A 24155-nucleotide genomic window follows, 5' to 3' on the forward strand; every position below is an offset into this window, starting at 1 on the left:
TGCATGCCTGCTGGGCCACTGGGGTCGAGGCGGTGTTGTCGACCACGCCGATGACCGGCGTTCCCCTGCTGTTCCGGCTTCCCGCGCTCAGTGCGCCGGCGGTGTTCGCCGTCTGGGCCTTCACCCGGCTCGTCCACATGCTCACCGCACCACTCGGCTACTCCATCCGCCCCTGCATCGAGCCGGTGTTGCGTCGGTCCGCGCGTCGGTCGTCCGGCCGATGAGGAGTTCGGCGCAGAAGGCGCCGGGGGATTCGAGGGCGTGGCGGCCTGTTGGCAGAGCGGGACCATATCGGTGGTGAGGTCTGCGCTGCGGCATTCGACGAGCCCGTCGGTGCAGTGCCTCCCAGGAGGGACGCCGGGAGCGCCGCCCGCCACGCCGGAAGCCGGCTGATCCCTCCCGGATCGCCACGGGAACCTCTGCCCGTATGCGTGGCCTGCGGTCCGGTCGGCCCCTTTCAGGGGCCACAGGGCCCATGGCCCCGGAGGCATACCCCGGGGTCGGATAGGAACCAGGAATCAAGGCGTCCGGAAGTAGAAGTAGGAGGCACGATGAGTGGTCTGGTGGTCGTGGGCGTGGACGGGTCGGCGTCAAGTCTCGCCGCGGTCGAGGCGGCGGCACGGGAGGCGCAGGCGCGAGGGGCGCGGTTGCGGGTGGTGCACGCGTTCATCTGGCCGGCGCTGCACGTCTCCCTGGCTCCGTCGCGGCTGGGCCCGCCGGACGGCGGGCTCCAGAAGACGGCGGACCGTCTGGTGGCCGAGGCGGTCGAGCGGGCTCGGACGGCTGTGCCTGACGTCGACGTCAGTGGTGCGTTGGTGACCGGTGAGCCGCTGACGGTCCTGGAGGCGCAGTCGCGAACGGCCGAACTGGTGGTCGTCGGATCCCGGGGCATGGGCGGATTCGTCGGACTGCTGGTCGGGTCGACCGCCGTACATCTGGCGGCGCACGGCCGGTGCCCCGTGCTGGTGGTGCGCGAGGAGCCCGGTACCGACGGCCCCGTCGTGCTGGGCGTCGACGGTTCCGCCGCGGGCGGGCGGGCGGTGGACTTCGCCTTCGCCGAGGCCGAGTCGAGGAAGGCACCGTTGGTGGCACTGCACGCCTGGACCACGTGGAACGCGCCGATGCCCGCACCGAGGGAGGCGTCGATGCCGTACGCGAACCCGCCGGGCGCCCTGGCCGAGGAGGAGGAGCGCCTGCTGTCCGAGGCGCTCGCCGGCTGTCGGGAGCGGTACCCGGACGTGGTGGTGAAGCACCGGGTGGTGCGCGGCGGGACGAGGGAGGCGCTGATCGAGGCGAGCCGCTCCGCCCAGCTGCTGGTGGTCGGCGCTCGCGGCCATGGCGGTTTCGCCGGGTTGCTGCTCGGCTCGGTCAGCCAGGCCTTGCTGCACCACGCCCGCTGCCCGGTAGCGGTGGTACGGGCAGCGGGCGCACATCAGTGACGGGGGCCTGGTGCAGGGCTTTCCGCCCGGCGGCGCGCTGCGACCGGGCGGGGAGCCGGCGACCTGGTGGGCGCGAAGCGAGTGAGGACGGGACCACAGATGGCGAGGAGCATCACATAGGTGGTGACCAGGGCCGCGAGGCGGCCATCCGCGGGGGCGGCCAGGCCGATGATGACCACGGAGAACTCCCCACGGGCGATGAGCGCGGTTCCGGCACGGAGCCGGCCGCGGCGCCCCGCGCCGTCGCGGCCGGCGGCGTACCAGCCGACGGCCAGCTTGGTGCCCGCCGTGACCACCGCCAGCGCCGTGGCGACGGGCAGCATCGGCGGCAGGTCACCCGGATCGACGGACAGGCCGAGCGCCAGGAAGAACACCGCGGCGAACAGGTCGCGCAGCGGGCTGAGCACGGTCCGGGCCCGGTCTGCGGCGGTCCCGGTCAGCGTGAGTCCGATCAGGAAGGCACCGACGGCGGCCGAGACGTGGATGCTCTCGGCCAACGCGGCGACGATCAGGGTGATGCCGAGGACCCGTAGCAGGACCTGCTCGGCGTCGGGGTGGGACATGATCCGGCCGACATGGTGGCCCCAGCGCCAGGACACGGTGATGGCAGCGGTGACGGCGGTCACGGCCGCCGCGACTGCGAGCAGGGCCTGCCACCAGGTCCCTCCGGAGGCGACGACGGCGAGCAGCGGCAGGTAGGCGGCCATCACGAAGTCCTCCACCACCAGCACGGACAGCACCGCCGGGGTCTCCCGGTTGCCCAAGCGGCGCAGGTCGCCGAGCAGGCGGGCGATGATGCCGGAGGACGAGACGTAGGTGGCGCCGGCGAGCGCGAGGATCCCGGTCGCGTCCAGGCCGAGCAGCCAGCCGGCTACGGCGCCGGGGGTGGCGTTGAGGACGATGTCGACGACGGCGGAGACGCGGTGGCGGCGGACGCTGGAGGTGAATTCCCGGACGGTGAAATCCAGGCCGAGGGTCAGCAGCAGCAGAACCACACCGATCGCGGCCCCCGTGTCGACGAACTCCCGGGCGGCCGGCACCGGTGCGATGCCGCCGTCGCCCAACGCCAGTCCGGCCACCAGGTACAGCGGCACGGGCGAGAGGGAGAAGCGCCGAGCGACCGTGCCGAGCAGGCTCAGCACGGTCAGGATGAGGCCCAGCTCCAGCAGCAGGGCGATGGGTGTCTGCACCGGTCAGCCCTGGATGATTCGCCGGACACCGGCGATGCCCTCCCGGGTGCCGATCACCACCAGGACGTCGCCGGCCCGCAACGTCTGACGGGGCCCCGGTGAAGCGATCACGTCCTCACCTCGGACGACGGCGACGATCGAGGCGCCGGTGCGGGTACGGGCCCGGGTGTCTCCCAGGGAACGGTCGGCGAACGGGCTGCCGGGGAGTACCTCCACCTGCCCCGCGCTCAGACCGGGTACCTCGCGGGTCAGGTCGGCGAATCGCTCCGCGATGCGCGGGGCGCCGAGGATCTCGGCGACGATGTCGGCCTCCTGACTCGTGAGCCGGAGGACCGACTGCGCCTCGTCGGAGTCGGGGTCGGCGCCCGGATAGACCACCAGCTCGAATTCGCCCGAGCGCTGCGCGACGATCCCGATCCGGTCGCCCTCGTGGTTGACGAACTCGTACCGCAGCCCCACGCCGGGCAGCAGCACCTCGTTGACGTCCATACGCATCTCCCCGTCCGCCATGAATTCCGCTTCTTCCGTATGGGCCCGCACCTTCGGCACCCGTGCTCAGATATTCGGCAGGCGCCGACGAGTACTCGAGCCCCCGCGCCGCAGTAGCCCCAGGTGCACGGGCTGAAGGCCAGTGTCGTCGGCCGACGGGGGTGCAGGGAGAAGCCGAGTGGCCCTACAGAGGGCCCGGTGGCCCCTGTCCGCAGCGGACGGACGCGCCGAGTCTGGAAGCCGGGGGCCGCACGTCGGCGGTGTTCCGGGACGGGAGAACGCGGTGAGCAATGCGGTGATCGTGGGTGTGGACGGTTCCGTCCCCGGCCTCGGAGCGGTCGGTGGCGCGGCCTGTGAGGCGCACCTGCGTGGCGCCCCGCTGCGGATCGTGCCCGCCTTCGGAGAGGCGTCCGGCAGGCTGCCGACCGTCGCACCACGGTGGAATCCGGCCGACCAGGCCCTGCTGCACCACGCCCACTGCCCCGTCACCGCCGTCCGCGGCAAGGAGTGACCATGCCTCAGGGAACCCCGGCAGCACCGCCGCTCGCCCCGCCTGCGCGCCCGACCCCGCAGCCGGTGGCGGACTCCCACCGGCGGGTTGCGGCCGAGGTGGCGGCCCTGCTCGGCGTGGTCCCGGCCACGGGCCTGACCACCGGGGAGGCCGAGCAGCGCGCCGGCGCCTGGGGAGCCAACGAACTGGCCGAACCGGCCCGCCGATCGCAGTGGCTGCGTCTGCTGGACCAGTTCCGCAGCTGGCTGATCGGCATCCTGCTCGCCGCCGCCGTCGTCGCCGGAATCATCGGGGACATCAAGGACGCCATCGTCATCGCCGTCGTCCTCCTCGTCAACGCCACCATCGGCTATCTGCAAGAACGCCGCGCCGAGCACAGCCTGGAAGCTCTGCGCCGGATGCTGGTCCCCACCGCGCGAGTGCGTCGCGACGGTCGGGTGAAGATGATCCCGGCCGGCACCCTGGTGCCCGGCGATGTCGTCCTTCTGGAAGCCGGCGACCGTGTCCCGGCCGACGGGCGCCTGGTGGTCGCACAATCGGTCGAGGCCGCCGAGGCCGCGCTGACCGGGGAGTCGCACCCCGTCGCGAAAACGACGGCACCCACCGCGGCCGACGGCGACGAGCCCGTGCCCGTCGCTGAGCGGACCGGCATGCTCTTCATGAACACCGCACTGACCCGCGGCCGCGCCGAGATGGTGGTCACGGCCACCGGCGACCGCACCGAGGTCGGCGCGATCGCCGAGGCGTTGCGCACCGGCGCGGAACCGCCCAGCCCGCTCCAGACCCAGATGGACAGCCTCGGCCGACGGCTGGTACTGGTCAGTGGCGTCGCCGTGGCCGCCTACGCACTCGTGTCCCTTCTCCGTGGCGAGGAACTGGGCGAACTCGCGCTGCGGGCGGTGGCCCTGGCGGTTGCCGCGATCCCCGAGGGGCTGCCCGCCGTCCTCGCGCTCACCCTGGCCCTGGGCGTCTACCGCATGGCCCGTCGCGGTGCCATCGTCAAACGCCTGGCCTCCGTGGAGGCACTCGGCTCGGCCACCGTGGTGTGCAGTGACAAGACCGGCACCCTGACGATGAACGAGATGACCACCCGCTCCCTCTGGGCCGCCGGGCGCACCTACGACGTGACCGGCGAAGGCTACGACACGGCCGGCATCGTGCGCCCCACCGACGGTGAGCGCGGGGCGCTCCCGCGCGACGCGGTACTGCCGTTCGCGTTGTGCAACGACGCCCGCCTCACTGCGGACAACGTCATCGGTGACCCGACCGAGGTCGCCCTGCTCGTGCTCGCAGCCAAATCAGGTCTCCACGCCGAGGTGCGCGCGCACATGCCGCGTACGGGCGAGGTGCCCTTCGATCCGGCCGCCAAGTACATGGCCACCTTCCACACCGGCGACGACGGCCGTATCCGCACGCACGCCAAGGGAGCCGTGGACATCCTGCTGGACCGCTGCACCCATGTCCTGACCGAACAGGGGCCCGTGCCCCTCGACGCCGAACGCCGCCGCGAGGTCACTGACGCCGCCCGGCGGATGGGCACCCAGGGCCTGCGTGTCCTCGGCGCGGCCACCGCCACCACCGACCAGCCCCGTCCGGAAGGGGTGACAGGACTGACCTTGACCGCCATCGCCGGGATCGCCGACCCGCCACGCTCCCAGGTCCGCGACGCGGTCGCTCTCGCCCGGGCCGCCGGGGTCACCGTCAAAATGATCACAGGGGACCATGCCGACACCGCTGCTGCCATCGCCCGCGAACTCGGTATCACCGGCGACGTCGTCACCGGCACCGAGCTGACCCGGATGAGCGAACAGGACCTCTCGGACCGTATCGAGGGCATCGCCGTCTTCGCCCGCGTCGCCCCGGAACACAAGGTGACCATCGTGCGCGCCCTCTCCCGGCGCGGCCACATCGTGGCCATGACCGGAGACGGAGTCAACGACGCCGCAGCCCTTCGCGCCGCCCACATCGGCGTCGCCATGGGCGTCACCGGCACCGACGTCGCCAAGGAAGCCGCCGACATGGTCCTGACCGACGACGACTTCTCGACCATCGTCCGCGCGATCCGCGAGGGCCGCTCCATCTACGACAACATCGTCACCTTCGTCCGCTTCCAGCTGTCGACCAACATCGGTGCCATCCTCACCCTTCTCGCCTCCGTGTCGGCCGGTCTGCCCGCCCCCCTGTCCGCGATCCAGCTGCTGTGGGTCAACATCATCATGGACGGACCGCCCGCCATGGCCCTGGGCATCGACCCCCCGCGGAGCAACGTGATGCACCGCCCACCCCGCCCGCCCGGCGAACGCATCCTCAGTGCCCGCCGGCTGACCGCCATCACCCGCTCCGGCGTCGTCATGGCCACTGGCACCATGGCCGTCTTCGCCGCCGCCCGTCAGCTCACGGACATGCCGACCGCCGCTACCATGGCCTTCACGACCTTCGTCCTCTTCCAACTGTTCAACGCCCTTGGCGCTCGCAGCGAGGACGGTCCTGTTCTCGGCCGCCACCAGCTGCACAACCGCACCCTGTGGATCTGCCTGGCCGCCGTTCTCACCCTCCAGGTCGTCGCAGTACAGGTACCCATCGCCCAGGGAGTCTTCGACACCGTCTCCCTGAACATCATGGAGTGGACGATCTGCCTTGCCACCGCATCCACCGTGCTGCTGATCGAGCACGCCTGGCGCGCCGTTCGGCGCCCGCGGCGTGAGTCTTCGCTCGGGCCTGCACGTGCAGGTGGCGTATGACGACGCCTCCGGGCAGGTTCTCGCCGGGGGCAACAACGGCCTGGAGTCACACATGAGCCCTGCGAACGACGACGCCGACCCCGGACTGTTCGGACCCGGCTCCGTGACCTGGCACGTCCACGGCGACCCCGTCATGTGGATCGCGGGCGTACGCGCCCTCTACCTCCAGGCGCTCCATCCGCGGGCCGTCCGCGGCGTCATGCAGAACTCGGACTTCCGCCAGGACGCCCGGGGCCGGCTGCTGCGCACCGCCGACTTCGTCGGCACCATCACGTACGGCACCACCGCGTCCGCCGAGAAGGCGGGCGCCCGGGTGCGCCGCATCCACTCCCGGCTGAAGGCCACCGACCCGGCCACCGGCGAAAGGTACGGCGTCGACGAGCCCGGACTGCTGCTGTGGGTGCACTGCGCCGAGGTCGCCTCCTACCTCGACGTGGCCCGCCGCTCCGGACTCCCGCTCGACGACGCACTCGCCGACCGCTACCTGGACGAACAGCGCGAGGCCGCCCGCCTGGTCGGCCTCGACCCGGCCACCGTGCCCGCCACCACCGGGCAACTGGCCGCCTACTTCGAGCGGGTCCGGCCCGAACTCGCCGCCGGCCCGGAAGCCCGCGACGTCGACGACTTCCTGCGCCGGCCCCCCGTCCGCCCGCTGCTGCTCCCCGCCCGCGCCCTGCTCTGGGGCCCGGTCGCCGCACTCGCGTACGACAGCCTGCCGCCGTACGCCCAGGCGCTGTACGGCAGAACCGCACCGCCCCCGGACCGGGTGACACGCCGGCTGACCGCCGCGGGCAGGCTGCTGCGCCGCGTACCCTCCCGTATACGCTGGCGGATGCCGCCCGGTCACATCCGGCGAGCGATCGCCCGGCTCGGGCCCGGATCAAGCCCGGCCCCGTACAAACTGCGCAGGCGGGCCGCCATACTGGACCGGCCGGGGAGGGCGCAGCACAGCGACGGGGGCGACAGCACGCGATGGCGGAAACCAGGCTGATCCAGGGCCGGTACCGACTGCTCGATCTCATCGGGCGCGGCGGTATGGGCGAGGTGTGGCGGGCCCGCGACGAATCCCTCGGCCGGCATGTGGCCGTCAAGTGCCTCAAGCCCGTCGGATCGCAGCCCGACCGGTCCTTCACCCGGGTCCTGCGGGAACGCTTCCGCCGCGAGGCCCGCGTCGCCGCCGGGCTCCAGCACCGGGGCGTGACCGTCGTGCACGACTTCGGCGAGCACGAGGGCGTGCTCTACCTCGTGATGGAGCTGCTCGAAGGCCGCAACCTCAGCCAGCTGCTCGAGGACAACAAGCAGCAGCCGCTGCCCGTCGCCGACGTCGTGGACATCGCCGACCAGATCGCCGACGCCCTCGACTACACCCACGAACAGGGCATCGTGCACCGCGACCTGAAGCCCGCGAACATCATGCGGCTCACCGCCGGCGCGGTGAAGATCTGCGACTTCGGCATAGCGCGCCTCGGCGAGGACATCGGTTTCACGTCCAAGCTCACCGGCACCGGCATCGCCATGGGCACCCCGCACTACATGTCGCCCGAACAGATCGGCGGCGGCGAGGTCGACCACCGCAGCGACCTGTACTCCCTGGGGTGCGTGCTCTACGAACTCGCCACCGGCGCACCGCCCTTCGACGTCGGCGACACCTGGTCCATCCTCGTCGGGCACCGGGACACGGCGCCCCGGCCGCTGCGCGAGCACCGTGACGAGATCCCCGAGTTCCTCGACCTGATGGTGCTCCACCTGCTCGCCAAGACGCCCGAGGAGAGACCCGGCGCGGCGGGCGACCTGAGGGACCGCATCCACGCCGCGGGTCATGCACGCCACCGGCCCGCCATGGTGCCGCTCCAGCGCGCGCCCGCCACGGACCCGGCCCGCGGGAACGCGCTGCCGTACTGGACACGTGGCATGACCGTCGGCCACCAGGCGACCGGCACCCTCGCCGGGCGGGTGCCGCCCGAGCCCGACCACACGGCGGCGCTGACCGGCCGGTGGACCACCCACCCCGCGGCGCCCCCGGGCGTGCCGGCGCCGGGCCGGGAGTCGGAGCGCACCACCCCGTCGCCCGAACTGCTCGACGTGCTCGCCACCCGGTACAACGCCGGCCTGAGCCTCGGACGCCTGGGCCGCTGGGAGGAGGCGGGCGAGGTGCACCGCGCGGTCGCCGCGGAACGCGGCACGCTGCTCGGCCCCGACCACCCCGACACGCTCTCCAGCCGCTACGAGGTCGCCTTCAGCCTCAGCCGCACCGGCCGCGCCGCCCAGGCGCTCGAGGAGTTCGGCCACGTCGCGGCCGGCCGGGAGCGCGCCCTCGGCCCCGACCATCCCGACACCCTCGCCGCCCGCCAGGAGACCGCCTACGTGCTCGGCGGCCTGGGCCGGTACGCGGACGCCGACCGGGTGTACACGGCCGTCCTCGCCTCCCGCGAGCGGACCATGGGTGCGGACCACCCCGACACCCTGCGCTGCCGCCACAACCTCGCCTTCAACCTGGGCCGGATGGGACGTGCCGAGGAGGCGCACCGGATCGCCGAGGATGTCGCACAGGCCCGCGCCCGGGTCCTCGGCCCGGACCACCCCGACACCCTCGTCACCCGCTACGAGGCGGCCCACGCGCTCGGGCTGACGGGCCACTGGGCGCAGGCCCTGACCGCCTATCAGGATGTGGCGGCGGCACGGGCGCGGACGCTGGGCCCCGACCACCCGGACACCCTCGCCGCCCGCTACGAGACCGGCATCTGTCTCGGCCGGCTCGGCCGCGGCGCGGAGGCCCTCGACGTCTACCGCGGCCTCGTCGCCGACCGCACCCGGGCGTCCGGCGGGGACGACCCGGAGACTCTGCGCGCTCGCCACGGCCTGGGCGTCAACCTCGGCCGGCTCGGCCGCTGGGACGAGGCGCTCGCGGAGGCGCGCGACGTGAGCGCGCTGCGCGAGCGCGTCCTCGGCCCCGACCACCCCGACACACTGATGAGCCGGCGGGAGGTGGCCGTGGCGCTCGGCTGGCTGGCCCGCTGGTCCGACGCGCTGGTCGTCTACGAGGAGGTGGCGCGGGCCCGCGAGCGGGTCCTCGGCCCCGACCACCCCGACACCCTGGCCAGCCGCAACGACGAGGCCCACTGCCTGGAACAGCTCGGGCGCCACGCCGAGGCCGTCGAGCTGTACCGGCAGGTCGCCGCGCTGCGCCGCACTGTGGCGGAGCAGGGATCCGGCGGTTAGGGTCTTTCGTTCGGATCGGGCCGGATCAGTGAGCGGGGTCTGGTGCCTGGGGAAACCCCAGGCCCGCCAGGGGCCAAGGCACGGGGTCTCCCCAGGGCCCCCAAGGGCGGAGGCATGGGGTCTCCCCAGGGCCCCCAAGGGCCGAGGCTTGGGGTCTCCCCAGGCCCCCCAGGGCCGAGGCTTGGGGTCTCCCCAGGCCCGCCAGGGCCAAGGGGACGCATCGCAAGGCGGAGGATGGGCCTCCCCCCGCCGAAGGCAGGGGGAGAGTCCACGCGGTGGGGGCACCTCCCGTGCCCGAAGGGCTACGGGGGAGTCGGCGACTGACGACAACGCGGCGAGGTGCGGTGCCAGGGCACGCGAGCCCGGCAAGATCCGAACGAGAGGCGCTAGGGTCCGGCCATGCCCGCACATGCCTCGTACGACGCCGTGATCGTGGGCGGCGGCCACAACGGTCTGGTCGCCGCCGCCTACCTGGCCCGCGCCGGCCGCTCCGTCCTGCTGCTGGAACGCCGGCGGGACACCGGGGGAGCGGCCGTCTCCTCGCGCCCGTTCCCCGGGGTCGACGCCCGGCTGTCCCGGTTCTCGTACCTGGTCTCCCTGCTGCCGGACAAGATCGTGCGGGACCTGGAGCTGGACTTCGCCGTACGCAAACGGACCGTCTCCTCCTACACCCCGAAGGGTGGCGGCGGCCTCCTGGTGGGTGCCGGCCGCACTCGCGAGTCGTTCGAGGCCCTCACCGGCGGCGACCGGGAGTACGCGGCGTGGCAGGAGTTCTACGGGATGACCGGCGAGGTCGCCCGCCGGGTCTTCCCGACGCTGACCGAGCCGTTGCCGACCCGCGAAGGGCTGCGGGCGCTGGTCGGCGACGAGCAGGCGTGGCGGACGCTCTTCGAGGAGCCGATCGGCGCCGCGATCGAACAGCGGTTCGCCCACGATCTGGTGCGCGGAGTGGTGCTCACGGACGCGCTGATCGGCACGTTCGCCGACGCCCACGATCCGTCGCTGGTCCAGAACCGGTGCTTCCTCTACCACGTCATCGGCGGCGGCACCGGCGACTGGGACGTGCCCGTCGGCGGGATGGGCGCGCTCACCGGCGCGCTGGCCGCCGCGGCTCGCAAGGCGGGGGCGGAGATCGCCGTCGAGCACGAGGTCACCGCCGTCGCCACCGACGGCGAGGGGGCCGAGGTCGCCTTCCGCACCCCCGCGGGCGAGGGCGTCGTCGCCGCCCGCCGGGTCCTGGCCAACGCGTCACCGGAGGAACTGGCCGCGCTCCTCGGCGAACCGGCGCCCGAGGCCGCGGAGGGCGCGCAGCTCAAGGTGAACATGCTGCTGCGCCGGCTGCCCCGGCTGCGGGACGCCTCCGTCGCCCCGCAGGACGCGTTCGCGGGCACCTTCCATGTCTCCGAGGGTTACGACCAACTGGCCACCGCCTACCGGGAGGCCGCCGCCGGCCGGCTGCCGAGCGCCCCGCCGTCCGAGATCTACTGCCACTCGCTGACCGACCCCTCCATCCTGTCGCCGGAACTCGCCGCCCAGGGCTGCCACACGCTGACGCTCTTCGGACTGCACACCCCGGCCCGGCTCTTCGCCGCCGACAACGACCGGGCGCGCGCCGAACTGCTCACGGCGACGCTCGCCGAACTCGACGCGTACCTGGGGGAGCCGATCGCCGACTGCCTCGCGCTCGACGCGAACGGCGACCCGTGCATCGAGGCCAGGACGCCGCTCGACCTGGAGCGCGAACTGCGGCTGCCCGGCGGCCACATCTTCCACCGCGACCTGTCCTGGCCGTACGCCACCGAGGCCGGCGGCGGCCGCTGGGGCGTGGAGACCGCGCACGCCAATGTGCTGCTGTGCGGGGCGGGCGCGGTGCGCGGCGGCGGGGTGAGCGGGGTGCCCGGCCACAACGCCGCGATGGCGGCGCTGGGGCGGTGATGTACGGGCGCGGGTGCGGGGCGGGGGCGCGTGCGGTGACGCCCGCGCCGGGCCCGGTTCGGTGACGCCCGCGCCGGCCCGCCCGGTGCTGTGACGGTGCGTCAGTCCCTGGACGCGCTCCAGCCCAGCGCCTCGATCCGGGCGGCGTCCGCGGGCACCGACTCGTCGAAGGCCGGCCGGCCGTGGCCGTCCTCGACGCGGATCGCGTCGACGTAGACCCCGCGGCCCACATAGAGCCGGTCGGTCGCGTACCGCCAGCGCAGCCGTACCGGTGCGCCGCGCCAGCCGGTCAGGTCCGCGGTGAGGCGGTGCCAGACGCGGCCGGACCAGCCGGTGGCCGAGCCGGCCGGGTGGGTCTGCTCGGGTTCGGTGTCCTGTGTCGTCGTGAAGGGGACCGGCTGCCAGGCGGCCCCGTCGTCCTGCGCGTCCCGCGTCGCCTCGAGGAACAGCGCGTCGGACCCGGGCTCGGTGTCCCACCACAGGGAGCAGCGCAGCCGCGGCGCGCCGGAGGCGAGGGTGAGCGCGGGCAGCGTGAGGGTCGCCTCGGTGGAGCCCGCCATGCCGGAGAACCAGGCGGTGCGGCCGTGGTCGGGGCGGACCGCGACGGCCCTCGCCATGTTGTTCGCGGCCGCCACCCGAGGAGCGCTGCCGGAGCGCCAACTGCGCACCGGGTGGACGGAGTTGCCCAGCACGATCAGGAACGAGTCGGTGGTCGGGTCGAGCACCATGCTGGTGCCGGTGAATCCGGTGTGGCCGGCGGTCCGCGGCGTGGCCATCGCGCCCATGTACCAGTGCTGGTACAGCTCGAAGCCGAGGCCGTGCTCGTCGCCGGGGAAGTCGGTGTTGAAGTCGGTGAACATCAGGTCGACGGAGGCCGGGGCCAGGATGCGGGAGCCGCCGTAGGCACCGCCGTTGAGGAGCGTACGGGCGAGGATCGCGAGGTCCCAGGCGCAGGAGAAGACCCCGGCGTGGCCGGCCACGCCGCCGAAGCTGTACGCGTTCTCGTCGTGGACCTCGCCCCACACCAACCCGCGGTCGAGACCGGACCAGGGGAGCCGGGCGTCCTCGGTGGCCGCGATCTTCGGCTTCCACGAGGCCGGCGGATTGAACCGCGTGCGGTGCATCCCGAGCGGAGCGGTGATCTCGTCGTGGACCAGTTGATCCAGTGAGCGACCGGTGATCTTCTCCAGGGCGAGTTGCAGGGAGATCAGATTCAGGTCGGAATAGCGGTACGCGGCGCCCGGCGGGCCGGCCAGGGTCTCGTTCCACAGCCGCTCCAGCCGGGCCTGATGGGTCGGCTCCCGGAAGAGCGGGATCCAGGCGCGGAAGCCCGAGGTGTGCGTCAGCAGCTGACGCACCGTGACGTCCTGCTTCCCGGCCCGTCCGAACTCCGGCAGAACGGAGGCGACCGGTGCCTCCAGCGCGAGCGCGCCCCGCTCGATCTGCTGCACCGCGAGGATCGACGTGAACAGCTTGGAGACCGAGGCCAGGTCGAAGACCGTGTCCTCGGCCATGGCGATCTGTTCCTCCGCCGGCAGCTCCACGGCGATGTCGGTCTTCTCGTCGTACGCGGAGTAGCGCAGCGCCTTGCCGATCGCCCGGTGCAGCGCGACCGTCCCGCCCCGCCCGGCGAGCAGCACCGCACCCGCGTACCAGGGGTGCTTGGGGGAGGGGGCGAGGAACCTCTCGGCGTCCACGACCAGTTGGTCGAGGTGCGCGGTCAGCAGCCCCGCCCGCCCCGGGCTGCCGCGCCGCAGCGTCGGCCGGTGTGCGGCGCCGCCGCCCGTACCCGCTCCCGAGCCGCCGGTGCCGTCCGGCATCCCGGCGGCCGCCGCGAAGGAGACCGGTGCGAGGGCGACCGCTCCGCCCATCGCCAGCATCCCGCCGCCCAGCCTCCGTCTGCTGATCCCTCTGTCCGCCGAGCCGTCGGTCATACGGAACCCTCTCTGCGCGTCTGTGAAAGTATCTTTCGGATCTTCCGCGACACGTGAAACTTTCTTGCGGACCCGGTGGTCTGTCAACCACTCCAAACAATCTGACACAGCATCAGAAAATGTCTTCCCTCGTCCCGCGCCCTGCGGCATCCTGCCGCCCATGGAGACGGAGCTGAGCAGACAACTGGGCATCGAGCACGCCATCTTCGGCTTCACACCGTTCCCCGCGGTGGCCGCGGCCATCAGTCGCGCCGGCGGTCTCGGCGTACTCGGTGCCGTCCGCTACACCGCGTCCGACGACCTGAGACGCGACCTCGACTGGATGCAGGACCACACCGACGGCAGACCCTACGGACTCGACGTCGTCATGCCCGCCAAGAAGGTCGAGGGCGTCACCGAGGCGGACGTCGAGGCGATGATCCCCGAGGAACACCGCACGTTCGTGACCGACACCCTCGCCGCCCACGGCGTCCCCGAACTCGCCGAGGGCGAGGCCTCCGGATGGCGCATCACCGGCTGGATGGAACAGGTCGCCCGCAACCAGCTCGACGTCGCCTTCGACTACCCGTTCGCACTCCTCGCAAGCGCCCTCGGCTCCCCGCCGCCGGACGTCGTCGCCCGCGCCCACGACCGCGGCGTCCTGGTCGCGGCCCTCGCCGGCAGCGCCAAGCACGCCCGCCGCCACGCGGAGGCCGGCATCGACGTCGTCGTCGCCCAGGGATACGAGGCCGGCGGACACACCGGCGAGATCGCGTCCATGGTGCTCACGCCGGAAGTCGTCGACGCGGTAGCCCCCGTACCGGTGCTCGCCGCCGGAGGCATCGGCAGCGGCGAACAGATCGCGGCCGGCCTCGCCCTCGGCGCCCAGGGCGTCTGGCTCGGCTCCCTGTGGCTCACCACCACGGAGGCGTCCCTCGGCTCCCGCGCCCTCACCCGGAAGCTGCTCGCCGCGGGCTCCGGCGACACCGTCCGCTCCCGCGCCCTCACCGGCAAGCCCGCCCGCCAGCTCCGCACCGCGTGGACCGACGCCTGGGACGACCCGGCGGGCCCCGGCACCCTGCCCATGCCGCTGCAGGGACTTCTCGTGGCGGAGGCCGTCTCCCGCATCCAGCGGTACGAGGTCGGCCCGCTGCTCGGCACCCCGGTCGGCCAGATCGTCGGCCGGATGAACGCGGAGCGCGGCGTGCGCGAGGTGTTCGACGACCTGACCCGCGGTTTCGAACGCGCCGTGGACCGCATCGACCGCATCGCCGGAAGGAGCGCGTCATGACCGCTGCCCCCGCACCCCCGAACGGCTTCTGGTCCCAGGCCGCCGCCGACCCCGGCCGTACCGTGCTGACCGACCCGGCGGGCGTACGGTGGACCGCCGCGGAGCTCCACGGCGCCGCGAACCGGCTGGTCCACGGGCTGCGGGCCGCGGGCCTCGAACGCGGGGAGTCGTTCGCCGCCGTCCTGCCCAACTGCGCCGAACTGGTCACCGCCTATCTCGCCGCCGCCCAGGCCGGGTTCTATCTGGTGCCCGTCAACCACCACCTCGTCGGCTCCGAGATCGCGTGGATCGTGTCCGACTCCGGCGCCAAGGTGCTCATCGCGCACGAGCGGTTCGCCGGCCCGGCGGGCGACGCGGCCGACGCGGCACGGCTGCCCCGCACCCACCGGTACGCGGTCGGAGCGGGCACCGGTGGCCTGGCCGGTTTTCGTCCGTACGACGCACTCCTCGACGGGCAGCCGGCGACCCCGCCCGAAGGGCGCACGCTCGGCTGGGTCATGAACTACACCTCCGGCACCACCGGCCGGCCGCGCGGCATCCGCCGGCCCCTGTCCGGCAGGCCGCCCGAGGAGACCCACCTCGGCGGCTTCCTCGGCATCTTCGGCATCCGGCCCCACGACGGCAACGTCCACCTCGTGTGCTCGCCGCTCTACCACACCGCCGTGCTGCAATTCGCGGCCGCCGCCCTGCACATCGGCCACCCGCTCGTCCTGATGGACAAGTGGACGCCCGAGGAGATGCTCCGCCTCATCGACGCCCACCGGTGCACGCACACCCATATGGTCCCCACCCAGTTCCACCGCCTGCTCGCCCTGCCCGACGAGGTGAAGAAGAGCTACGACGTGACCTCGATGCGGCACGCGATCCACGGTGCGGCCCCGTGCCCGGACCACGTGAAACGCGCCATGATCGACTGGTGGGGGAGCTGCGTGGAGGAGTACTACGCGGCCAGCGAGGGCGGCGGCGCCTTCGCGACCGCAGGCGAATGGCTGGAGAAGCCCGGCACGGTCGGCAGGGCCTGGCCCATCAGCGAACTCGCCGTCTTCGACGACGACGGCAACCGGCTCCCGGCGGGCGAGCTCGGCACCGTCTACATGAGGATGACGACCGGCGGATTCAGCTACCACAAGGACGAGACCAAGACCCGGAACAACCGCATCGGGGACTTCTTCACCGTCGGCGACCTCGGGTACCTCGACGAGGACGGCTACCTCTTCCTCCGCGACCGCAAAATAGACATGATCATCTCGGGCGGGGTCAACATCTACCCGGCCGAGATCGAGGCCGCGCTCCTCACCCACCCGGCCGTCGCCGACGCCGCGGCCTTCGGCATCCCGCACGCCGACTGGGGCGAAGAGGTCAAGGCGGTCGTGGAACCGGCAGACGGCCACACGGCCGGCGACGCCCTCGCCGCCGAGATCCTGGCCCACTGCGAACGGCGCCTGGCCGCCTACAAGCGCCCCAGGTCGGTGGAGTTCGTCGCCGCCATGCCGCGCGACCCCAACGGCAAGCTCTACAAGCGACGACTGCGCGCGCCCTACTGGGAGGGCCACGACCGGGCCGTATGACCCACATGGTGCTGCTCGCGCTCACCGTCGTCGTCGCCGCGCTGACGGTCGTGCCGGGGGCGGGCCACGCCGCTCCAGGGCGGGGTGCACCTGGCGATCCTCGCGACGTACATCTTCCTGGCGAGGAGCCCCTGAGCCCCTGAGCGCCCGCGCCGCGCGCCCCGCCTCCGGGCGGACGTCACCGCCGCTCGCGCACCCGCACCACCTCCAGCTCCGGTGACCGCATGATGTCCCGCTCGCAGAACCGCGACGTCACCCACCGCTCGTCCGAGTACAGCGCCGTCTGGTCCCGGTAGTGCGGTGAGGCCGGGTTCGACGACTGCGCGTACGTCAGCAGGGTGCGCGCCACCGGGCAGCGCCCGCCGTCCCAGCCGACCGCCTGGATGTGGCTCGAACCGTGGGCGAGCCGCCGCCGTCCGCGTTCCACACCGCCTCGATCTTGTTCCACACCCCGAGCGCCTCCGTGCCGCCGTGCACCGGGTGGCGCTCGCCGTTCCGTACGACGAACTGGTGCTCACCGAGCGGTGCGTCCAGCACGATCCCGGCCGCACGCAGCTCGGCCACCGCGCTCCTGAGCGCCTCGGCGACGGCCGGCGAGCCGGTGTTCAGCGTGTTCGGCGTGGCGACCGGGTCGGCCGCGGAGAACGGCACCTTCCACAGCTGCGCCGCCGGCACGGTCGCCGTCAGGCGCCGCCAGAACCGGTCGAACAGCAGCGCGCCGCGGCTGCCGGTGTCCATGGACCGGTCCCAGCGCTCCAGCACACCGCACGCCTCGGCCAGGCCGTCCCGCTCCGCGCACGCGCGCACCGCGTCGGCGACGGCGAGATCCGCCGCCGGCACCCGGTTCGCGAACTGCTGCCGCTGCAGGTCGCCGACCGTCAGCCGCCCCCGCTCCGCCATCGCCGCGACGTCCTCGATCGCGCCGCGCGTCCGCAGCGAACGCGGCGTCCCGACCGTGCCGAAGACCCGCTCGTATCCGGTCAGCGGTGCGTCGGCGTTGGTCAGCCAGGCGCTGTCGTTGGAGTTCTCCACGTACGCCGCGTCCTCGAGCACGGGCATCCGCGCCGGCCCGAAGATGCCCGGCTGCACCGCGTCGTCGTCCCGGCCGAGTCCGCAGTCGCCGCGCGAACCGTCCAGCACGGCCACACCCGAGGCCGGGTACGTCACCCGGCCCAGCGGGGTCGAACAGCGCTGCGCCAGATCGTCGGTGATGCGCGGCAGCACCTGCGACTGCGTGAAGAGGCTGTGCCCGGCCGAGTCCGCGGCGATCGTGTTGATCCACGGCAGCCCCTGGGTGCGCCGCAGCCCCTCGAGCATGTCCTGCGTGGAACGCGCCTTGCCGAACGCCAGGGCCGTGTCGGAGGCGCGCATGTTCGCCGCGTTGGGATCGTTCAGCGCGTACGCGGTGGTCGACGACCACGGCAGCGGCAGCGACGCACCGAGCGAGGTGACGACCGGGCCGTGCCGGGTCCAGTACTGCGTCCGGGTGACCGGGGGGCCGTCCTTCACCGGGACGCTGACGGTGCGTTCCCTCATCCGCTCGCGCCTGCCGTCCACCACATACACGGTCGGATCGTCCGCGTCGAGGGTCAGCTGGTGCAGGTTGAGCGGGACACCGGTCGCGACGGTGTGGCTCCAGGCCACCTTGTCGTTGAAGCCGATGCCGACCAGCGTCGTGCCGAGAAGTGAGGCTCCGGAGACGTTCAGCTCGCCCGGAATCGTCTGCTGTGACTGCCAGAAGCGCCGGCCGCCGTGCCAGGGGTAGTGCGGATTGCCGAGCAGCAGCCCACGCCCGTTCGCGGTCACGTCACCGCTGAACGCGACGGCGTTGGACCCCATGTCGGCGCTGTCCGCCGCGAACAGCTCGCGCGCCGCCTTCGCCGTCGCGTCCGCGTCGGGCCGGGCGACGGACGCCGCGGCGGGCGGCTGCGCCGCCGTGATGCCGTCGATGCCGCGGCCCTGGCCGCCGAGCACCGAGACGGCGAAACCGCGGCGGGCCACGTCCAGCGTCGTCACCGGCCCGAGCCAGCCGGCGCCCCGGCACGCCGGGTCGGTGACGCGGTTCTGCTTCAGCCACGCGTTGTAGCCGGCCGCCCAGCCGCGCATCAGCTCCTTCACCTCCCGGCCGGGACCGGCCGGTGCGGGCGTGGCGAGCAGCTTCTCGACCGTGCGCGCGTCACGGACGCCGCGGAAGTAGAGGTCGCTGGAGAGGTTCGTCCGCGCCGAGGAGAGCGAACCGTCGGGCGCGGCGTCCGGCCCGAAGTGGCGCGAACGCTCGCCGCGTACGGTCACGAAACCGTCGGCCAGCACGCACACCTGGTCGGCCGCCTGGGCCCAGCCGGTGCCGAAGCCGAGGTTCGCGTAGTCCTTCGCCACGATGTGCGGAATGCCGTGCTCGGTGTAGCGGATCACGGCGGACAGGCCGCCGCCGGAAGGGTGCCGGCCCGGGCCGTGGGCGGCCGCCGGGGGCGTCAGGGCGGTCGCGGCGGTCACCAGAGCGACACCGGCGAGTGCGAGCCGTCCGAAGCGGGTGCGGAGGTGCAACGTGCCTCCCAACAAGGCTGCGTTCCATACTGGTTGGTATATGCAGTCAGCCCGCGCCCCGGCTGTCAACATCCCGTTCGGTATCCGAGGTGAAGCGGTCACGGGGACTTGACCCCCGCGGCCACCGCCGCACAGGATCGCGTCATGACAGGCGCACACAGCAGCACCGTGGACTCCCTCGTACGCCGCAGTGCCCGGCGCACCCCCGGCCGCACCGCCGTCCGCTACGCCGACCGGTCCTGGACCTACGCCGAACTCGACGCCGCCGTCACCACCGGGGCCGCCGTCCTGGCCGGCCACGGGCTGCGCCACGGCGACCGGGTCGCCGCCTACGGCCACAACTCCGACGCCTACCTGATCGCGTTCCTCGCCTGCGCCCGCGCCGGACTCGTGCACGTGCCGGTCAACCAGAACCTGACCGGCGACGACCTCGCGTACATCCTCGACCAGTCGGGCAGCGCGCTGGTCCTCACCGACCCGGACCTCGCGCCGCGGCTGCCCGACGGCCGGCCGGTGCTGGCCCTGCGCGACACGGAGGACTCGCTTCTCGCTGAGCTGGCCGAACCGCGGCCGTTCACCCCCGAACGCGAGCCGGACGCCGAGGACCTGGTCCAGCTGCTCTACACCTCGGGCACCACCGCCCTGCCCAAGGGCGCGATGATGACCCACCGTGCGCTCGTCCACGAGTACGTCAGCGCCATCACCGCGCTCGATCTCGCGGCCGGCGACCGGCCCGTCCACTCGCTGCCGCTGTACCACTCGGCCCAGATGCATGTGTTCCTGCTGCCGTACCTCGCGGTCGGCGCGGAGAACACCATCATCGACGCGCCCGACCCGGCCCGGATCTTCGGCCTCGTCGAAGCGGGCCGCGCCGACAGCCTGTTCGCCCCGCCCACCGTGTGGATCGGTCTCTCCCAGCACCCGGAGTTCGCCACCCGCGACCTCGGGGGCCTGCGCAAGGCGTACTACGGGGCCTCGATCATGCCCGTGCCCGTACTGGAGCGACTGCGCGAACGGCTGCCCGCGCTGGGCTTCTACAACTGCTTCGGACAGTCGGAGATCGGCCCCCTCGCCACGGTCCTCCGACCCGAGGAGCACGAGGGCCGGATGGAGTCCTGCGGCCGTCCCGTCCTCTTCGTCGAGGCGAAGGTCGTCGACGAGGACGGCAAGGAGCTCCCGGACGGCACTCCCGGCGAGGTCGTCTACCGGTCGCCGCAGCTGTGCGAGGGCTACTGGGACAAGCCGGAGGAGACCGAAGAGGCCTTCCGCGACGGCTGGTTCCACTCCGGCGACCTCGCCGTCCGCGACGACGAGGGCTGCTTCACGGTCGTCGACCGGGTGAAGGACGTCATCAACTCCGGTGGCGTACTGGTCGCGTCACGCCAGGTCGAGGACGCCCTCTACACCCATCCGTCCGTCGCCGAGGCCGCCGTGATCGGCCTCCCCGACGACCGCTGGATCGAGGCCGTCACGGCGGTGGTCGTCACCCGCGAGGACGTGACGGAACCCGAACTGCTCGCCCACGCCCGGGAGAAGCTCCCCCACTTCAAGGCCCCCAAGCGGATCCTCTTCGTGGACACCCTCCCGCGCAACGCGAGCGGCAAGATCCTCAAACGCGAACTCCGCGACCGCTTCGGCGACAAGGAGCGTTGAGGGCCGCACCCCGCGCGGGGTGCGGCCCTGCGCAGGTGTTACGAGGGCCGGCCGCCGTACGGCACGGTGATGAGCTCGAAGTAGTGGCCCGCCGGGTCCTCGAAGTACACGCCGCGGCCGCCGTCGTTGTGGTTGACCGTGCCGGCCCGCCTGCGCTGGGGATCGGCGTAGTGCTCGATACCGCGCTGCCTGATCCGCGTGTACGCCGCGTCGAACTCCTCCTCGGAGATCAAGAAGGCGTAGTGCTGGGGCGTGATCTTGTCCGGGGGGATCGTGGCGAAGTCCAGTGTGACGCCGTTGCTCAGGGCGACCGCGATGAACGGGCCCCATTCGGCGGTGATCTCAAGGTTGAGCAGACTCGCGAAGAATTCCGCGGACTCCCGGTTGTCCCGGGCGTGGACGATCGTGTGGTTCAACTCGACTGACAAGGAATGCCTCCGAAGGCATGTCCCGACACCTCCATGCCTCACCCAGCCGGTGACCGACACGCGATGCCGCCGTAGATCATAGTCGATGACGCCCGCCAAGTCACTCGGGCAGTGGACGAGGGCGCGCCCGCAGCCTCCGGTTCGACGGGGTAATTCGTAGGCGGCCGCGGCCCATCGCTGCCTACGCTCCGCCCATGCCGAACACAGAACTCCTGCGGATCAACGCCTTCCTGGCGGCCTTCGCCCGCCGCCAGGCCGCGCGCGTCGTCGACGTCCCCGGCGGGTTCGCCGTATACGACGACGCCTTCGCGCATTCCCGGGCGAACAACCAGGTCGTCGTCGACACGGCCGTCGACCCCGAGGCGCTGCCCGCCCTCGCGGACGAGGCCCTGGGGCACCTGCCGCACCGACTGGTCTCCGTCCTCGACGACGAACTCGGAACGGCGTGCGCGGCGCCGATGATCCGGGCCGGGTACGTGCACTCCATCTGTCTGGTCATGCTGCACACCGGCCCGGTGCCGGCCGCCGGCCCCGCGGAGGAGGTGGATCTCGACGCGATCCGTGTCCCCCTCGCCCGGCGGTGGCGGGGCTTCCTCCCGGACGCCGACGACGAGGTCGTGCGCCACCTGGTCGACCGGCGCGAGGCCCGCCGCCGAGGGGCCGAGGCCGTGCACTTCATCGGCGCCCGTACGGAGGAGGGCGAGGTCGCCGCATGGGCCGACCTCTATCTGGACCCGGCGGCCGGCACGGCCCAGATCGAGGACCTGATCACCTCGGAGGCGCACCTCAGGCGCGGTCACGCCGATGCCGTCCTGGCCACGGCGCTGCGCCTGGCCGCCGACGGAGGATGCGGCACCCGCTTCCTGACCGCCGACGCGACGGACTGGCCGCGACACTGGTACGCGCGCCGCGGCTTTGAAGTCATCGGCCAATCACACTGCTTCGAACGCGGCTGATGGCGGGCCGGCCTACGGCTTCCGGAGATCGACGATCCGCTTGATCTTGCCCACCGACCGCTCCAGCGTCTCCGGGTCGACCACCTCCACGGCGACCGACACCCCGATGCCGTCCTTCACCGCCGCCGCGATCGCCTGCTCGGCGGCCGCCCGCTGCTCGCCGCTCGCCTCCGCACGCGCCTCCGCGCGCACGGTGAGTGCGTCGAGGCGGCCCTCGCGGGTGAGCCGGAGCTGGAAGTGCGGCGCGACATGCGGCGTACGCAGGACGATCTCCTCGATCTGGGTCGGGAAGAGATTCACCCCGCGCAGGATCACCATGTCGTCGCTGCGGCCCGTCACCTTCTCCATCCGCCGGAAGACCCGCGCCGTGCCGGGCAGCAGCCGCGTCAGATCCCTCGTCCGGTAGCGGATGACCGGCATGGCCTCCTTGGTGAGCGAGGTGAACACCAGCTCGCCCTCCTCGCCGTCCGGCAACACCTCGCCCGTGAACGGGTCGACGACCTCGGGGTAGAAATGGTCTTCCCAGATGTGGAGCCCGTCCTTGGTCTCCACGCACTCCTGCGCCACACCCGGACCCATCACCTCCGAGAGCCCGTATATGTCGACCGCGTCGATCGCGAACCGGTCCTCGATCTCGCGGCGCATCGCCTCCGTCCACGGCTCCGCGCCGAAGACGCCCACCTTGAGCGAGGTGCTCCGCGGATCGACGCCCTGGCGCTCGAACTCGTCGAGGAGGGTGAGCATGTACGAGGGGGTGACCATGATGATCTCGGGCCGGAAGTCGCAGATCAACTGGACCTGGCGGGCCGTCATGCCGCCGGACGCCGGAACGACCGTGCAGCCGAGCCGCTCGGCCCCGTAGTGCGCGCCCAGGCCGCCGGTGAACAGGCCGTAGCCGTACGCCACATGGACCATGTGTCCGGGTCGCGCACCGGCGGCGCGCAGGGAGCGGGCGACGACGTCGGCCCAGGTGTCCAGGTCCCGCTCGGTGTAGCCGACGACGGTGGGCCGGCCCGTCGTACCGCTGGAGGCGTGGATCCGGCGCACCCGGGACTGCTCGACCGCGAACATCCCGAAGGGGTAGTTGTCCCGTAGATCCGTCTTGGCGGTGAACGGGAAGCGGGCGAGGTCGGCGAGCGAACGGCAGTCCTCCGGGCGCAGCCCCGCCTTGTCGAAGGACTGGCGGTAGAAGGCGACACGGTCGTAGGCGTGGCGCAAGGTCGCCCGCAGCCGCTCCAGTTGGAGAGCTTCGAGCTCCTCGCGGCTGAGCCGCTCCGCCGCGTCCAGCAGGTCCGTCATCCGCGAAATCTCCCGTCCCGAAACCGGGCGACCGATCATTCGGTCGTGCTGCCGGGACCAGTTATTCAGCCCGCCCGGGGGCCCGTCAAGGCCGCACCCGCCGGCCCGCCACGGCGTGCGCCGGCCTGCGGCGGCGCTGGTTCGGACGGACGGTTCCCGCGTGGCCCGCGCCGCCTACCATCACCGCGCCGCGGACACGCGACGGGGTGACCCGCGCTAGTGGATAGTGGGGACCCCACTGGAAACACGCTGGTAGCAGCCCCGCACCCGTCCTGCTGGGGCGCGCTGCTGGGCATAGGATGAAGTCGCCACGGGCCCGGCGACCTGAAGGCGGTCATCATGGCAGAGCGTCACCTCAGAGTTCGGCGGCGAGCGGCCGCGTCGCCTGCTTCCGTATGGGCCGTATTCGCAGATTTTCCGAACTTGGCGGGCATCTGGAGTGGGCTCAGGGGCTCTCAGGCCATCGGCGATCAGACGCAAGGTGTGGGTGCTCGCCGCCAGGTTGATCTGAAGCCGGTTGGCTCGTTGGTCGAAACGGTGACCGCCTGGGAGGAGGGCCGTACGCTCGCCACCGAGAACCAGCCATCGGCCCTCGTGCCGATGAGGCAGGCCGCGGCCATGGTCACCCTTGTCCCCGACGGTGACGGGACAGCCATCACCTTCGACTACCGGTATGTGCCGAGGGGTGGCCCGATGGGAAACCTGACCGGTCCCGTGATCGACAGGATGCTGACGGGACAGTTCGAGAGCATGCTGGCCGCCGTCGACGAGGCCGCCCGCAAACCGGGCTGACAGAACGGGTCACCGCGTGTTTTGTGTAGGGTCCGGCTGACCTGCCGCCCGGCCCCGGCCCACTGGGTGACAGCTGGCATCGGCCTCGACGCGACGAGGATCAAGCCGCCTGCACCGATCCACAGGTCTTGACTATTCCTCGTACGCCCCGCGTCGAACTCCTCCTCGGAGATCAAGAAGGTGCGTG

General features: G+C 72.5%; 17 protein-coding genes and 2 pseudogenes. 13 read left to right on the plus strand and 6 right to left on the minus strand.

Annotated elements, in window-relative coordinates; all coding sequences use genetic code 11:
* Positions 1-50 precede the first annotated feature (50 nt).
* Both ACFYOP_RS13085 and ACFYOP_RS13090 read left to right on the plus strand, forming a co-directional pair.
* A complete protein-coding gene (locus tag ACFYOP_RS13085) occupies positions 51-224 on the plus strand; it encodes a respiratory nitrate reductase subunit gamma (protein ID WP_356899253.1) in 174 nt (57 codons plus the stop codon).
* Positions 225-551: 327 nt separating this feature from the next.
* Positions 552-1439 carry a universal stress protein gene (locus ACFYOP_RS13090; protein WP_356899254.1) on the plus strand — a complete coding sequence of 296 codons (888 nt, stop codon included), beginning with the start codon at positions 552-554 and terminating at the stop codon, positions 1437-1439.
* Here the strand turns inward: ACFYOP_RS13090 and ACFYOP_RS13095 are convergent.
* Together ACFYOP_RS13095 and ACFYOP_RS13100 are read right to left on the minus strand one after the other, a co-directional pair.
* Positions 1433-2629, minus strand: coding sequence for a cation:proton antiporter (locus ACFYOP_RS13095; protein ID WP_356899255.1), 1197 nt, complete (start codon positions 2627-2629; stop codon positions 1433-1435). The genes ACFYOP_RS13090 and ACFYOP_RS13095 overlap by 7 nt on opposite strands.
* Positions 2630-2632: 3 nt before the next feature.
* The gene (locus ACFYOP_RS13100; protein ID WP_356899256.1) at positions 2633-3139 is read right to left on the minus strand and encodes a cation:proton antiporter regulatory subunit; all 507 of its coding nucleotides are present in this window, start codon (positions 3137-3139) and stop codon (positions 2633-2635) included.
* Between the two features lie 262 nt (positions 3140-3401).
* Between ACFYOP_RS13100 and ACFYOP_RS13105 the strand changes: the two genes are divergently transcribed.
* The 5 genes from ACFYOP_RS13105 (at position 3402) to ACFYOP_RS13125 (ending at position 11524) form a co-directional block, all read left to right on the plus strand.
* Positions 3402-3629 (plus strand): hypothetical protein, encoded by a 228-nt coding sequence (locus tag ACFYOP_RS13105; protein WP_388451453.1) that lies wholly within the window; start codon positions 3402-3404, stop codon positions 3627-3629.
* Positions 3630-3631: 2 nt separating this feature from the next.
* A complete protein-coding gene (locus ACFYOP_RS13110; protein ID WP_356899257.1) occupies positions 3632-6370 on the plus strand; it encodes an HAD-IC family P-type ATPase in 2739 nt (912 codons plus the stop codon).
* Positions 6371-6422: 52 nt separating this feature from the next.
* A complete protein-coding gene (locus ACFYOP_RS13115; RefSeq protein WP_356899258.1) occupies positions 6423-7361 on the plus strand; it encodes an oxygenase MpaB family protein in 939 nt (312 codons plus the stop codon).
* The gene (locus ACFYOP_RS13120; protein WP_356899259.1) at positions 7343-9589 is read left to right on the plus strand and encodes a tetratricopeptide repeat protein; all 2247 of its coding nucleotides are present in this window, start codon (positions 7343-7345) and stop codon (positions 9587-9589) included. Before ACFYOP_RS13115 ends, ACFYOP_RS13120 begins: the two co-directional genes overlap by 19 nt.
* 399 nt (positions 9590-9988) lie before the next feature.
* Positions 9989-11524 (plus strand): NAD(P)/FAD-dependent oxidoreductase, encoded by a 1536-nt coding sequence (locus tag ACFYOP_RS13125; protein WP_356899260.1) that lies wholly within the window; start codon positions 9989-9991, stop codon positions 11522-11524.
* Positions 11525-11625: 101 nt separating this feature from the next.
* Here the strand turns inward: ACFYOP_RS13125 and ACFYOP_RS13130 are convergent, their stop codons facing one another.
* On the minus strand, positions 11626-13458 hold the full coding sequence (locus ACFYOP_RS13130; protein ID WP_356899261.1) for a serine hydrolase: 1833 nt from the start codon (positions 13456-13458) through the stop codon (positions 11626-11628).
* A 160-nt stretch (positions 13459-13618) separates the two neighbouring features.
* Here ACFYOP_RS13130 and ACFYOP_RS13135 point away from each other — a divergent pair, with 160 nt between their 5' ends.
* The 3 genes and pseudogenes from ACFYOP_RS13135 to ACFYOP_RS13145 all read left to right on the plus strand — a co-directional run.
* Positions 13619-14728, plus strand: coding sequence for a nitronate monooxygenase family protein (locus ACFYOP_RS13135; protein WP_356899262.1), 1110 nt, complete (start codon positions 13619-13621; stop codon positions 14726-14728).
* A complete protein-coding gene (locus ACFYOP_RS13140; RefSeq protein WP_356899263.1) occupies positions 14725-16296 on the plus strand; it encodes an acyl-CoA synthetase in 1572 nt (523 codons plus the stop codon). The genes ACFYOP_RS13135 and ACFYOP_RS13140 overlap by 4 nt, the downstream gene beginning before the upstream one ends.
* Positions 16296-16431: pseudogene (locus ACFYOP_RS13145) on the plus strand (ionic transporter y4hA); the annotation flags it as partial. The gene ACFYOP_RS13140 and the pseudogene ACFYOP_RS13145, both read left to right, overlap by 1 nt.
* Positions 16432-16474: 43 nt before the next feature.
* Here the strand turns inward: ACFYOP_RS13145 and ACFYOP_RS13150 are convergent.
* A pseudogene (locus ACFYOP_RS13150) lies at positions 16475-18912 on the minus strand (penicillin acylase family protein).
* A gap of 72 nt (positions 18913-18984) precedes the next feature.
* Here ACFYOP_RS13150 and ACFYOP_RS13155 point away from each other — a divergent pair.
* Positions 18985-20493 carry an acyl-CoA synthetase gene (locus tag ACFYOP_RS13155; RefSeq protein ID WP_356899264.1) on the plus strand — a complete coding sequence of 503 codons (1509 nt, stop codon included), beginning with the start codon at positions 18985-18987 and terminating at the stop codon, positions 20491-20493.
* A gap of 38 nt (positions 20494-20531) precedes the next feature.
* Here the strand turns inward: ACFYOP_RS13155 and ACFYOP_RS13160 are convergent, their stop codons facing one another.
* Positions 20532-20921, minus strand: a complete 390-nt coding sequence (locus ACFYOP_RS13160) for a VOC family protein (protein ID WP_356899265.1) — start codon at positions 20919-20921, stop codon at positions 20532-20534.
* 194 nt (positions 20922-21115) lie between these two features.
* On the opposite strand from ACFYOP_RS13160, the gene ACFYOP_RS13165 reads away from it, so the two are divergent.
* Positions 21116-21877, plus strand: coding sequence for a GNAT family N-acetyltransferase (locus ACFYOP_RS13165; RefSeq protein WP_356899266.1), 762 nt, complete (start codon positions 21116-21118; stop codon positions 21875-21877).
* Between the two features lie 12 nt (positions 21878-21889).
* On the opposite strand, the gene paaK is transcribed toward ACFYOP_RS13165, so the two are convergent.
* Positions 21890-23176 carry a phenylacetate--CoA ligase PaaK gene (paaK, locus tag ACFYOP_RS13170; protein WP_356899267.1) on the minus strand — a complete coding sequence of 429 codons (1287 nt, stop codon included), beginning with the start codon at positions 23174-23176 and terminating at the stop codon, positions 21890-21892.
* A 339-nt stretch (positions 23177-23515) separates the two neighbouring features.
* Here paaK and ACFYOP_RS13175 point away from each other — a divergent pair, with 339 nt between their 5' ends.
* A complete protein-coding gene (locus ACFYOP_RS13175) occupies positions 23516-23968 on the plus strand; it encodes an SRPBCC family protein (RefSeq protein WP_356899268.1) in 453 nt (150 codons plus the stop codon).
* Positions 23969-24155 lie beyond the last annotated feature (187 nt).

It is taken from the genome of Streptomyces sp. NPDC006294, assembly GCF_042870895.1.
Lineage (GTDB): Bacteria > Actinomycetota > Actinomycetes > Streptomycetales > Streptomycetaceae > Streptomyces.